12 protein-coding genes and 1 rRNA gene are annotated in these 11,808 nt (G+C 69.3%); 10 read left to right on the top strand and 3 right to left on the bottom strand.

Annotated elements, in window-relative coordinates; genetic code table 11:
- The 9 genes from rrf to RM704_RS43275 form a co-directional block, all read left to right on the top strand.
- A 5S ribosomal RNA gene (gene rrf / locus RM704_RS43315) occupies positions 1–83 on the top strand; the annotation flags it as partial.
- Between the two features lie 72 nt (positions 84–155).
- The gene (locus tag RM704_RS43310; RefSeq protein WP_033532716.1) at positions 156–800 is read left to right on the top strand and encodes an HAD family hydrolase; all 645 of its coding nucleotides are present in this window, start codon (positions 156–158) and stop codon (positions 798–800) included.
- Between the two features lie 77 nt (positions 801–877).
- Positions 878–2,110 (top strand): MFS transporter, encoded by a 1,233-nt coding sequence (locus RM704_RS43305; protein ID WP_033532717.1) that lies wholly within the window; start codon positions 878–880, stop codon positions 2,108–2,110.
- On the top strand, positions 2,061–3,236 hold the full coding sequence (locus RM704_RS43300) for an acetoin utilization protein AcuC (protein WP_033532800.1): 1,176 nt from the start codon (positions 2,061–2,063) through the stop codon (positions 3,234–3,236). Before RM704_RS43305 ends, RM704_RS43300 begins: the two co-directional genes overlap by 50 nt.
- 127 nt (positions 3,237–3,363) lie before the next feature.
- Entirely contained in the window at positions 3,364–4,179 is an 816-nt protein-coding gene (locus tag RM704_RS43295) for a phosphatase (protein ID WP_033532718.1), read from the top strand.
- 129 nt (positions 4,180–4,308) lie between these two features.
- Complete coding sequence (locus tag RM704_RS43290; RefSeq protein ID WP_007443703.1) at positions 4,309–4,521, top strand: helix-turn-helix domain-containing protein; 213 nt, start codon at positions 4,309–4,311, stop codon at positions 4,519–4,521.
- A 168-nt stretch (positions 4,522–4,689) separates the two neighbouring features.
- A complete protein-coding gene (locus tag RM704_RS43285) occupies positions 4,690–4,788 on the top strand; it encodes a 30S ribosomal protein bS22 (RefSeq protein WP_003948845.1) in 99 nt (32 codons plus the stop codon).
- Between the two features lie 307 nt (positions 4,789–5,095).
- Positions 5,096–6,163, top strand: coding sequence for an NAD-dependent epimerase/dehydratase family protein (locus RM704_RS43280; RefSeq protein ID WP_033532720.1), 1,068 nt, complete (start codon positions 5,096–5,098; stop codon positions 6,161–6,163).
- A gap of 14 nt (positions 6,164–6,177) precedes the next feature.
- Positions 6,178–7,257: a lysophospholipid acyltransferase family protein gene (locus tag RM704_RS43275; protein WP_033532721.1), complete on the top strand. Its 1,080-nt coding sequence runs from the start codon at positions 6,178–6,180 to the stop codon at positions 7,255–7,257.
- 95 nt (positions 7,258–7,352) lie between these two features.
- Here RM704_RS43275 and RM704_RS43270 read toward each other — a convergent pair whose 3' ends face one another.
- The 3 genes from RM704_RS43270 to RM704_RS43260 form a co-directional block, all read right to left on the bottom strand.
- Entirely contained in the window at positions 7,353–8,591 is a 1,239-nt protein-coding gene (locus RM704_RS43270; RefSeq protein WP_033532722.1) for a DUF5667 domain-containing protein, read from the bottom strand.
- Between the two features lie 286 nt (positions 8,592–8,877).
- Positions 8,878–9,705: an ECF subfamily RNA polymerase sigma factor, BldN family gene (locus RM704_RS43265; protein WP_033532723.1), complete on the bottom strand. Its 828-nt coding sequence runs from the start codon at positions 9,703–9,705 to the stop codon at positions 8,878–8,880.
- A 392-nt stretch (positions 9,706–10,097) separates the two neighbouring features.
- On the bottom strand, positions 10,098–11,033 hold the full coding sequence (locus RM704_RS43260; protein ID WP_078937588.1) for an HAD family hydrolase: 936 nt from the start codon (positions 11,031–11,033) through the stop codon (positions 10,098–10,100).
- A 197-nt stretch (positions 11,034–11,230) separates the two neighbouring features.
- Between RM704_RS43260 and RM704_RS43255 the strand changes: the two genes are divergently transcribed.
- Positions 11,231–11,518, top strand: a complete 288-nt coding sequence (locus tag RM704_RS43255; protein WP_033532725.1) for a glutaredoxin family protein — start codon at positions 11,231–11,233, stop codon at positions 11,516–11,518.
- Positions 11,519–11,808: the final 290 nt, after the last annotated feature.

The raw sequence follows: 11,808 nt of genomic DNA, 5'->3' as shown, positions 1-11,808 counted from the left end.
ACATTCCGAACCCGGAAGCTAAGCCTTACAGCGCCGATGGTACTGCAGGGGGGACCCTGTGGGAGAGTAGGACGCCGCCGAACAATTCTTGAGAAAGCCCCTGCCGGGTGACCGGCAGGGGCTTTCTACGTTTCCGGGTCGTTTAGGGTCGAGCCATGCGCTACGACCTCGTGATCTTCGACAATGACGGTGTTCTCGTCGACAGCGAGCCGATCTCCAATCGGCTCCTCGCCGAGTATCTGACCGAACTCGGGCACCCGACCTCGTACGAGGAATCCATCCGGGACTACATGGGGTCTGCCATGCACCGCATTCATGAGCTCGTTCTGGAGCGGACCGGGGAGAACCTGCCGGGTGACTTCGACGACGTCTTCCACCGGCGCGTGTTCACCGCGTTCGAGCGGGAGTTGGAGGCCGTGCCCGGTGTGGTCCCCGTGCTGGAGAAGCTGGTCGCGGACGAGGTGCCGTACTGCGTGGCGTCGTCCGGGAGCCACGAGCGGATCCGGGTGGGGCACCGGAAGACCGGGCTGGACCGGTGGTTCGGGGACGGTCTGGTGTTCAGTTCGCAGGACGTGGGGCGGGGTAAGCCGGCACCGGATCTCTTCCTGCACGCGGCCGAGCGGATGGGCGTGGCCCCGGAGAGGTGTGCTGTCGTGGAGGACAGCCCTCTCGGAGTGCGGGCGGGGCTCGCTGCCGGGATGGATGTGTACGGGTTCACCGCGATGACGCCGACCGAGAAGCTGACCGGGGCCAGGAGGTACTTTTCGGACATGGGAAAGCTGCTGGACCTGCTCGCCTGAAGCTGCCCGGTGGGCTTAGTTGAGCAGTATTCAACTTCCTCTACCCATGGGTAGGTCGGGGCCCCTACTGTGCCGCCATGACAGATGTGCTGCGGCGCGGTAGGGCCGCGTTGGCGTTCAGCTTCTTCGCTCAGGGTGTCGCCTTCGCGCTGCTCGTGACGCGGATTCCGGCCATCCAGGACCGGTACGGGGTCTCCGACGCGCTGTTGCCCGCCTTCCTCGCCGCCGTGCCGATCCTGGCCGGCGTCGGCAGCGTCTGCACCGAGCACCTGGTGAAGAAGGTTCCGCCGAGCCTGGTGCTGCGGTGGTCCCAGCCGGTCGTGCTCCTGGCCCTCCTCGGAGTGGGTGCCGGCGAGCAGATGGTCGTGCTCGGTGCCGCGCTGGCGGCCTTCGGGCTGGCGGTCGGGGCGCTCGACGCGTCGATGAACATGCTCGGGGTGAGCCTGCAGCGGTCGTACGGGCGGAGCATCATGCTCGGCTTCCACGCGGTGTACAGCCTGGGCGGGATAGCAGGGGCCTCGCTGGCGTGGGTCGGGGCGCACTGGGACCTGGCGCTGCTGGTGTCGTATCTGCCGGTGGTGGTCGTGCTGTTGCCGGCGGCGCTGGTGGGGAGCCGGTGGTACGTCGACTCGGGGCCGGACGCGGCGAAGCAGGAGGACGCCGTTCCCGCGGAGGTGGGCGGGGCGGGCGGGTCCGTCGCGTTCAAGATGCTGCTGCCGCTCTGTCTGGTGATGTGCTTCGCGTACATCGGGGACTCGACGGTCTCCAACTGGAGCGCCAAGTACTTGCAGGACGTGCTGGGTAGCAGTGAGCAGCTCGCGACCGTGCCGTACAACGTCTATATGGTCACCACGCTGCTCGGGCGGTCGATCGGGGACTTCGGGGTGCGCCGGTTCGGGGCCGCGGCCGTCGTGCGGGCCGGGGCGCTGGTGGCGGCGGTCGGGTTCGCCGTGGTGGCGGTCGCGCCGGGGGCCTGGGTGGGCATGCTCGGATTCACGCTGCTGGGGCTCGGACTGTGTGTGCTGGTGCCGCAGACGTTCGCGGCGGCGGGGCGGCTGTTCCCCGGGGCTTCGGATGCGGCTGTCGCGCGGCTGAATATTTTCAACTATGTCGGGTTCTTGATCGGTTCTCCGTTGGTGGGGGCCGTGGGGGATCTCTGGAGTTATCGCGGGGCGATGCTCATTCCCATGGCGTTGGTGCTGGTGACCCTGGTGTACGCCCGGTCGTTCGAGACTGAACCGGACCGATACGGTGGCGGTCATGAGCGGCCACGCACAGCTGATGTGGGACGAGGCAGTAACGGGCTATGACTTCGGTCCGGATCATCCGATGGATCCGGTCCGGCTGGCGCTGACCCGGAGCCTGGTGACTGCCTTCGGGCTCGACCGGGAGATGGATGTCGTCTCGGCGAAGCCGGCGGGGGACTCGACACTGCGGCTCGTGCACCGCGAGGACTACGTGGCGGCGGTCAGGGCCGCGTCCGCCGATCCCGGGGGCGCGGACGGGTCGTACGGGCTGGGGACGGTGGACGATCCGGCCTTCGCCGGGATGCACGAGGCGTCCGCGCTCATCGCCGGGCAGTCGGTCGGGGCGGCGGAGGCCGTGTGGCGGGGGGACGCGCTGCACGCCGTGAACTTCGCGGGCGGGCTGCATCACGCGATGCCCGGCGGTGCTGCGGGGTTCTGTATCTACAACGACGCGTCGATCGCCATCGCCCGGCTGCTGGAGCTGGGGGCCGAGCGCGTCGCCTACGTGGACGTCGATGTGCATCACGGGGACGGGGTGCAGGCGGCGTTCTGGGAGGACCCGAGGGTTCTGACGATCTCGCTGCACGAGCACCCCCGGACCCTGTTCCCGCAGACCGGGTGGCCGGAGGAGACGGGTGCCCGGTCGAGCGCGGAGGGGTCGGCCGTGAACGTGGCGCTGCCGGCGGGCACCGGGGACGCGGGGTGGGTGCGGGCGTTCCACGCGGTGGTGCCCGAGTTGATCGCCGACTTCCGGCCGCAGGTGCTGGTGACCCAGCACGGCGCCGACACGCACTTCGAGGATCCGTTGGCGCATCTGGCGGTGTCGCTGGACGCGCAGCGGGCCGTCCAGGTGGCGCTGCACGAACTGGCGCACGAATACGCCGACGGGCGGTGGGTCGCGCTCGGCGGGGGCGGGTACGCGGTGGTGGATGTGGTGCCGAGGTCGTGGACGCATCTGGTGGCGATCGCGGCGGGGCGGGAGATCGCGCCGGAGACCGCGATTCCCGAGGAGTGGCGGCAGCAGGTGTTCGCTCGTACGCGGCAGTTGGCGCCGGCGCGGATGACTGATGGGCGGTGGCCTGTGCAGTGGGCCGGGTGGGAGGCCGGGTACGACCCCGCGGACCGGTTGGACCAGGCGGTGTTGGCCGCGCGGAAGGCTGTGTTTCCGTTGCGTGGGTTGTTGCCGTAGAAGATGCGGGGTTCCGCCCCGGACCCCGTGCGCCCAGTTCTCCGCGCTCCTGATTCGTTACGCCAACTGTGTGGTTCAGTAAGGGGTTTCCGCGCGCGAGGGGCGGTCGGTGCGTCAGCATCGGGTCGTGGTGAGCGGTGGGGCGTTGCGGGAGCATCTGGTGGGCTCCGGGTTGGCCGGGCGGGTGGCCACCGCCCGGGAGGTGAGCCTGCGGAGTTATCGGTTGTTCGCGGCTCGGGATCCTCGGTTCTTGATCGGGATTGATCCGGAGATGGCTTGGTCCCAGCGGGATGTGCTCGCGTTGATGGCCGACAGATGCGGGGTTTCGGCCGATCCGGGGTGCACATCAGGGCAGGATGTGATCGATCCGGAGTTGACCGTCGGGGCGCTGGACCGTTTCGCGGAACGGCTCGGGGCGGTCGCTCGGAGTGGCGGGGCGGTGCTCCTCGGGACCGGGCACCCGCACCGGCTGATCGGCTTCTACGGCGCGTTGGCGGACGCTTTGTCGGCGGCGGGATGTGAGGTCCTCACCCCAGCGACGGGTAGACGTGTCGACATAACGACCCGGTTCGGTCTACGCACGTACAACCTCGACTACGCACGAGGAGTCGCTCTCGTCCGTGAGGCGCCCGCCCTGCGCTCCGGTTGTGCGACCGGCGTGCACACGCATTCACCGCTCCCGGTTCGGGTGGCTCTCGCGGCCGCCGCGGAGGCCGGCGGGCCGCTCCCGGAACTCGTGGTGGGAGACCACGGATGGGTCTGCGGGGCAGGTCAGCTGGGGTTCGAGGCGATCGGGCTCGCCGATTCGGACGATCCGGCGCTCTTCGTGGGGGAGGCGGAGGGGCGGGTGTCCGTCGCCGTTCCACTTGATGACGGTGTGCGGTCTGCTTACTACCGACCGCTGACCCGCTACGTACTCAATCGGGCGTGTCTGTCACAGTAGGCCGCCGATGGCATCCCCTCTTCCCCACTCGCATCACCCGCCCCTACATTGGGGAGTGAGCACGCAGCGACGAAGAGTCACCGGAAGGGGAAGCCGGTGGCCGTCGAGTGCGGAAGGTTCAGGTGTGTCATGGCTGCAGCTGGCGAGAGGCCTCTGAACGAGGTTCAGTTCCTGACCGTGGCGGAAGTCGCCGCGGTGATGCGCGTGTCGAAGATGACCGTGTACCGCTTGGTGCACAGCGGTCATCTGCCGGCGATCCGGGTGGGCAGGTCCTTCCGGGTGCCGGAGCAAGCGGTACACGAGTACCTCCGCGAGAGCTATGTGGGGGTGGAGACGGCCTGACGGCCATCGGGGCCGAGGGGCTCCCGGAGGACCCGCGGGACCTCCGGGATACCCCCGGTTCCCCCTCGATTACGCCCTCAGAGCTCGGACGGGTAGGCTGGCCCCTCGTAGGTCGTATGGGCCCATGGCGCCCAAACACCGAGTGATGAGAAGTGAGCGAGGGTAGTCGTGGGCTCTGTTATCAAGAAGCGGCGCAAGCGGATGGCTAAGAAGAAGCACCGCAAGCTGCTCAAGCGCACCCGCGTTCAGCGTCGCAACAAGAAGTAAGGCGGTCCGGCCCCGAGATCGGGGTCCTGGCCGGTCCCCCTCGCGTAAGGGGACCGTACGCCTTGCTTTCTTGCGCGAGCGCTGTCGAGAACGCGTTGCCGCGACCCCCCACCGAATGCGGTGGGGGGTCGCGGTGTTTTCACCGGTCTTTGTTTTTGCCGGTCGTTGACGGGGTCGCAGTCACCACAGTGCGACATCGACCCGCTAACGTGGCCGCACACGGGGAACGCGGAGAGCACGGGGAACGCGGCAGAGTCCGAGCAGAGGACGCCTGTGTGAGGCGACGGCTGGAAGGAAGGCGCTGATCTTGGGGAAGGTCGTGCTCGTCACCGGTGTGGCCCGTCAGCTGGGAGGCCGGTTCGTCCGGCGGATCCAGCGCGACCCGCAGGTCGACCGGGTCATCGCCGTGGACGCGGAGCCGCCGGGCCACCATCTGGGTGGCGCGGACTTCGTCCAGGCCGACATCCGTCAGCCCGCCATAGCCCGTCTGCTGGCCGAGCACAACGTGGACACCGTGGTGCACATGGATGTCACGGGCACCCCGCTGGGCAGCGGCGGTCGCGCCACGCTGAAGGAGACCAACGTCATCGGCACCATGCAGTTGCTCGGTGCCTGTCAGAAGTCCCCGTTGGTCAAGCGGCTGGTCGTGAAGTCCAGTACGAACGTGTACGGCTCCGCGCCGCGCGATCCGGCCGTGTTCACCGAGAACACCCCGCCCAAGTCACTGCCCAGCGGCGGCTTCGCCAAGGACACCGTCGAGGTCGAGGGGTACGTGCGCGGGTTCGCGCGGCGACGGCCCGATGTGGCCGTGTGTGTGCTGCGGTTCGCGAACATCCTCGGGCCGAGCGCCGATTCGCCGCTCGCCTCGTACTTCTCGCTGCCGGTGCTGCCGACCGTGCTGGGCTACGACCCCCGGCTGCAGTTCGTGCACGAGGACGACGTCATCGAGGTGCTGCGGATCGCCTCGCACGAACCGGCACGGGGCACTCTCAACAGCGGCACGTTCAACATCGCGGGCGACGGTGTGCTGCTGCTCTCGCAGTGCGCGCGGCGTCTCGGGCGGCCGACGGTGCCACTGCTGATGCCGGCGGTCAGCTGGGTCGGCTCCCTGGTCCGGACGCTGGGCGTCACCGACTTCTCGCCGGAGCAGCTGCGGCTGCTGACGCACGGGCGGGTCGTGTCGACCAACCAGATGCGCGACACGCTCGGCTACCGGGCCAGGCACACGACCGCGGAGACGTTCGCTGACTTCGCGCGCAGCAGGGGGCCCGGCCTCCTGCCCCCCGAGGCCCTCGCAGGGGCCATCGACCGGATCGCCGCCCTGCCCGTGCCCACCGTGGGTGGCGGTCAACCCCCGACGCAGAGCGCCAACTGAGGAGCGCATCAACGATGGCGGATGCCAAGGTCATTCCGTTCGACGACGACCGGACGCGCGGGGGTGCCGTGCAGCGCCCGTCGCGCCGCCGGACCACGGGGAGTCGGCGCAAGGGCGAGAGCGCGGTCGTCCGGGACGTCCGTGAATCCGGCGAGGTCCAGGCTCTCCCCGGACGGCCGACCAGCACCGATGATGTCCCTGTGACACGGGAGCAGCCGGAGCCGCCCCAGGGGGCCGCCGAGGCACAGGACGGCGGCGGGCTGGAGCGACGGATCGCGGGAGGGCTCGCCTTCCTGCGCAAGCGCCTCACGGGCGACTACGAGGTCGACGACTTCGGGTTCGACGCCGAACTCACCGACCAGGTGCTGATGTCCCTGCTGCGGCCGGTGTACGAGAAGTACTTCCGGGTCGAGGTGAAGGGCATCGAGAACATCCCGACGGACGGCGGCGCCCTGATCGTCTCCAACCATTCGGGAACGCTTCCGCTGGACGGCCTGATGATGCAGGTCGCCGTGCACGACAACCACCCCACCGGGCGCCATCTGCGGCTGCTCGCCGCGGACCTGGTCTTCATGCTGCCCGTGGTCAACGAGCTGGCCCGCAAGCTCGGGCACACCCTCGCGTGCGCTGAGGACGCCTCACGGCTGCTGCAGCAGGGCGAGCTGGTCGGGGTCATGCCGGAGGGCTTCAAGGGGCTCGGCAAGCCCTTCGGGGACCGCTACAAGCTTCAGCGGTTCGGCCGGGGCGGCTTCGTCTCCACCGCCCTGCGGGCGGGCACGCCGATCATCCCCTGCTCGATCGTGGGTGCGGAGGAGATCTACCCGATGATCGGGAACTCCAAGACACTCGCCCGGCTGCTCGGGTTCCCGTACTTCCCGATCACGCCGACCTTCCCGTGGCTCGGCCCGCTGGGTGCCGTACCGCTCCCGACGAAGTGGACCATCCAGTTCGGCGAGCCGATTCCGACGGACGGCTATCCGCCGGAGGCGGCCGAGGACCCGATGCTGATGTTCAACCTGACCGACCAGGTACGGGAGCAGATCCAGCACACCTTGTACAAGCTGCTGGTGCAGCGGCGGTCCGTGTTCTTCTAGGTTCTTCCCGTGGCTTCTTCCCGATAGGTTCTTCCCGAGGACATACGACGGTGGGGCGCCCTTCTTCGAGAAGGGCGCCCCACCGTCGTTCGGGGCTACTCGCTGTTGTCGCCGTCGATGCCCAGGCCGGGCAGGAGGCCCGGGAGGAGGGGCGGGAGGGTGACGTCGGGGTCCTCGGGCGGGGTGGACTTGCCGGTGGACGGGGAGCTGCTGGTGGTGTCGTCCTGGGGCGGGTCCAGCAGGCCGCCGGTGGTGCCGCCGACGAGGCCTTCGCCGCCGCTGTCCGAGTTCGAGGTGGACGGCTTGGGTTTGCCGCTGGTGTCCTCGCCACCGCCGACGGAGCCGCCGGTGGAGCTCGGGGCCGGACGGCTGGTGTCCGTGGCGCCGGGGGAACCGGAGCCCGTGGAACGCTGCTTGCCGTCGCCGCCCTGGGCGGGGGGCTGCGGCAACAGCGACGAGTGCGGGGCGACCTCGTCGTCTATGGCGTCGAAGACCGACGAGACCTGCTGACTCACGTCCCCGAGCTGCACGGGCAGCCGGTCGCGGAGCGCGCCCCAGGCCTCGCGGTGGGACTGGGAGAACGCAGAGAGGGCCCGGATCGGGCCCAGGGACTCCGGATCTCGCTCGTAGGCCTCGTGGAGCAGGCGGTGGCCCTCGGAGGCGTCGTGCCGCATCCCGGTGAGGGCGCGGCGGATCTCGCCGAGGGACTCGTGGTCGAGTTGTCCGCCCCGGCCGCGCTCCATGAGGCGGCGGGCCTCGCTGAGGCGGGTCGACGCCTGGTCCAGATAGAGCCGGCCCCGGTCGTCGGTGTCGTCGGCCAGGGTGAGCTTCACGTCCTCGATGCCGCGCTTGAGGCCGTAGAGCGAGTCACCGGGCAGGGCGTCCGAACTGGCGGCTGCCACACCGCCGAAGGCACTCGCGGCCACGCCGACGCTGAGCCCGCCGGCGGCGAGACCCTTCGTCAGACGGGACCGTGGCCGCAACTTGCCCAGTGGACTTGCCCGGTGCGCGCCCCGCGCCTTGCCCGATCGCTGTTCGGGCACCGAAGGGTCCGACGCCTCGCGCCCCGGCAGTGTGCCGTCCCGCAGCATGGCTTCCATCGCGGCCACCAACTGGGCGCGATGGACGACCTTGACCTCGGGGTCGAGCACTGGCTTGGGCAGCTCGTCGAGACCGGTGGTGAGGGCCAGCATGCGGCCCTGCTCGGTCTGTTCCGCTGCCGGGGCCGGTGCCGATCCCTCGGGCTGCTCGGCCGCCGTGCCCCGGTCGGACAGCTCCTCCAGGGCCTGGGCGAAGGCGTTCGCCCGCCGGTGCGCCGATACGTTCGCGATCACTGGCGGCACCTCCTCTCGTCATGACGGTCGACTCCCCAGGGGGTCCTGAGGGTTGCACGACCCCGACCGAGCCACACGATCGAGTGATCGGTGTCGGCCAGGCGCGACCACAGGGAGCCTGTATCCCGCACAACGAGCGGCGCGGCACTTGGGTTACGGACGGCGGATGATCGGACGAGGAAGTCAACAGACTTCGACGCAGGGTGAGTTGAGCGTCGCGGAACGTATGTGAGCGATGTGCTCGGCGGTCCGGTGGCTCAGCCGTGGTGGTGCCGGTGGGCGGGCTTCAGCGGGCGTCGTCCGGGAGGAGGCGGGCGAGGGTGCGGACCGCGCGGTACTGGAGGGTCTTGATCGCGCCCTCGTTCTTGCCCATGACCCGGGCGGTCTCCGCGACGGAGAGGCCCTGGAGGAAGCGGAGGGTGACGCACTCCTGCTGCTGGGGGTTGAGCCGGCGTACGGCTTCCAGGAGGGCGGCGTTGGAGAGGGACTCCAGGACGGAGTCCTCGGGGGAGCGCTCGACCTCGTTGGCGTCGAGCATCTCGCCGGTGGTGACCTCCAGCCGGAAGCGGCTGGACTTGAAGTGGTCGGCCACCAGGTTGCGGGCGATGGTGACCAGCCAGGCGCCGAAGTCGCGGCCCTGCCAGGTGAACGTGCCGATGCGGCGCAGGGCGCGCAGGAAGGTCTCGCTGGTGAGGTCCTCGGCGGTCGCCTTGCCGCCGACGCGGTAGTAGATGTAGCGGTAGACGGTGTCGCTGTACTGGTCGTACAGACGGCCGAAGGCGTCGGCCTCGCCGGACTGGGCGCGTTCGACGAGGTCCATCATGCGGGCGCTGTCGCTGTCCGCGGCGGGACGGCGGGTGGTCGTGGCGGTGGATCCCGAGCGGGCTCGTCTGCCCGCCCGCCCGTCACCCGACCACCGCCCCTCGACGACAGCGCTTCGCCCTGGCCCCGGCTCGACGCCGTCGGCCAGTGCGTAGCACGGGCCGACGGGCGCGGCGGAGGTGGCGAGGGCGGGGACGGCGTACGCGGTGGGGACGAAGCCGCGCAACAGTTGGTTGACTGTCGCGCGCAGCGTAGCCAGGCCCGAGGCGTCAACCCCGACGTGTGGGTACACGGGACTCCCAGAGGCAGAGCTTCCATCACGTGCAGTGCGGAACCTTTCACCCGTCGTAGCGACGGAGGGGCACCGGTTTGCGTTTGAGGAGAATAACGCTTCGTGCAGGCACTGCTACACCCAGTTGCTCAAATCATCGATTACGTCGCTTCTGTTACCGATTGACGGCTGCTCAAGTACCGGTCCGTGATCGGTTGTTGATCGATTGGGTTCGTGTTCCGTCTGGGTGCGGGGCGTGTTGTGGTCGGGTCCGGACGGCGTGACTGAGGGCGGTGCGGTGGGGGTATGACCGCTGGAATGTCGGCGTGACGGGGGCGGACGCACTGGACGCGCGAACGCCGGAGGGGCTGGGAAGACCCAGCCCCTCCGGCGTTCGAGAAACGATCAGCCGTTCAGCGGCGGCGACGGTGCAGTGCGATCGCGGCCGCCGTGCCGCCGGCCACCGCGCCGACGCCCGCCGCCGCGGGGAGGCCGACCTTGGCGGCCTTGCGGGCGGTGCGGTAGTCGCGCAGCCGCCAGTCCATGTCGCGGGCGTGCCTGCGGAGTTTGCTGTCGGGGTTGATGGCGTACGGGTGGCCCACGAGCGACAGCATCGGGATGTCGTTGTGGGAGTCGCTGTACGCGGCGCAGCGCGAGAGGTCGAGTCCCTCGGCGCCGGCCAGGGCGCGCACGGCCTCGGCCTTCGCCGGGCCGTGCAGCGGCTCGCCGACCAGCTTGCCGGTGTAGACGCCGTCGACGGACTCGGCGACCGTGCCCAACGCGCCGGTCAGGCCGAGGCGGCGGGCGATGACCTGGGCGATCTCGACGGGGGCGGCCGTGACGAGCCAGACCTTCTGGCCGGCGTCGAGGTGGGCCTGGGCCAGGGCGCGCGTGCCCGGCCAGATGCGCTCGGCCATGTACTCGTCGTAGATCTCCTCGCCGATGATCGTCAGTTCGGCGACGCGGTGGCCCTGGACGATGGAGAGCGCGGAGTTCTGGGCGTCCTGCATGTGCTCGGGGTCCTCGGAGCCCGCCAGCCTGAACCACGCCTGCTGCCAGGCGAATCGGGCGAGGTCGCGCGTCTCGAAGAACTTCCGCTTGTACAGGCCCCGGCCGAAGTGGAAGAGCGAGGCGCCCTGCATCACGGTGTTGTCGAGGTCGAAGAACGCGGCGGCCTTGTCGTCGCCGAGGACCGGGAACTCCGGTTCCTGGACGGCGTCGGGCGCGGGGGAGATGTCCTCCAACTCCTGGGAGGACTTGCGCGCTGCCTCCGCAGAGGCCTCGCCTGCCAAAACGCTCCGCGCCGTGGCGGAGCGCCTACGGGGAGTGAGCCATCCGAGAGCGGCCATGTCGTGAGCATAGCCAGTCTGTTCGGTACTTCCGGAGTCGAGAGGTTTGCGGGCTGTGAACTCTCCACGACCGTGTCGTTAAAGGAGTGGTCCCGGCGGCGTGTCGCCGTGCGGAAGAGGGAGGAACGGGTGGGGAAAAGGGCAGGTCGTGCGCTTCATGGTGAGGGGGAGGTGTGGATGTTCGGTGCGGAGCGACAATGGCCGGCATGAGTGCCATGTTCCGGCGGACGCCGAAGAATCCCGGTGAGCGACTCGTCACACTGATCGGCAAGCCGGGGTGCCATCTGTGCGACGACGCGGAGGCGGTGATCGGGAAGGTCTGCGGTGAGCTGGGCGTTCCCTGGGAGAAGAAGGACATCACCCAGGACGAGGAACTGCACCGACAGTACTGGGAGCAGATCCCCGTGGTGCTCGTGGACGGCGCGCAGCACACGTTCTGGCGTGTGAACGAGGAGCGCCTTCGCAAAGCCCTCGCGCAGAGGTGACCCGAGATGTGACCTGACCGACCAGTCCAAGTGGTCCCAAAAGTCGCTTAGGATCGATGGGCTGGTTGGTCTCGGGGGCGGGATTCGTGAGGAGAGTGTGCGGTTTTGCCCCCGTCGTGCAAGGCGTCAGGTGAGGAACGAGGGCACGCCCGTGTCGGTTCCACGCGCGTGCGTCAGGTGTGCGTGACCCCGGTCACGTTGGCCGGGCAAATCGGACACCATCTTTGTGCACGCGTTCACAAAGACATAGCCTGCTGTCGACGGGGCGGTCTGGGGACGCATGACCGCCC

The organism is Streptomyces gottesmaniae (genome assembly GCF_031845845.1).
Lineage (GTDB): Bacteria > Actinomycetota > Actinomycetes > Streptomycetales > Streptomycetaceae > Streptomyces > Streptomyces akebiae.
Note: the sequence above shows the minus strand (reverse complement) of the source record. Positions and strands in the feature narration are given on the sequence as shown.

Excerpts from the sequence above, each read along its gene's own strand:
- RM704_RS43260 (WP_078937588.1), bottom strand. The coding sequence starts at position 11,033 with ATGGCCGCTCTCGGATGGCTCACTCCCCGTAGGCGCTCCGCCACGGCG.
- RM704_RS43290 (WP_007443703.1), top strand. The coding sequence starts at position 4,309 with ATGGCTGCAGCTGGCGAGAGGCCTCTGAACGAGGTTCAGTTCCTGACC.
- RM704_RS43305 (WP_033532717.1), top strand. The coding sequence starts at position 878 with ATGACAGATGTGCTGCGGCGCGGTAGGGCCGCGTTGGCGTTCAGCTTC.
- RM704_RS43300 (WP_033532800.1), top strand. The coding sequence starts at position 2,061 with ATGAGCGGCCACGCACAGCTGATGTGGGACGAGGCAGTAACGGGCTAT.
- RM704_RS43255 (WP_033532725.1), top strand. The coding sequence starts at position 11,231 with ATGGCCGGCATGAGTGCCATGTTCCGGCGGACGCCGAAGAATCCCGGT.
- RM704_RS43275 (WP_033532721.1), top strand. The coding sequence starts at position 6,178 with ATGGCGGATGCCAAGGTCATTCCGTTCGACGACGACCGGACGCGCGGG.
- RM704_RS43310 (WP_033532716.1), top strand. The coding sequence starts at position 156 with ATGCGCTACGACCTCGTGATCTTCGACAATGACGGTGTTCTCGTCGAC.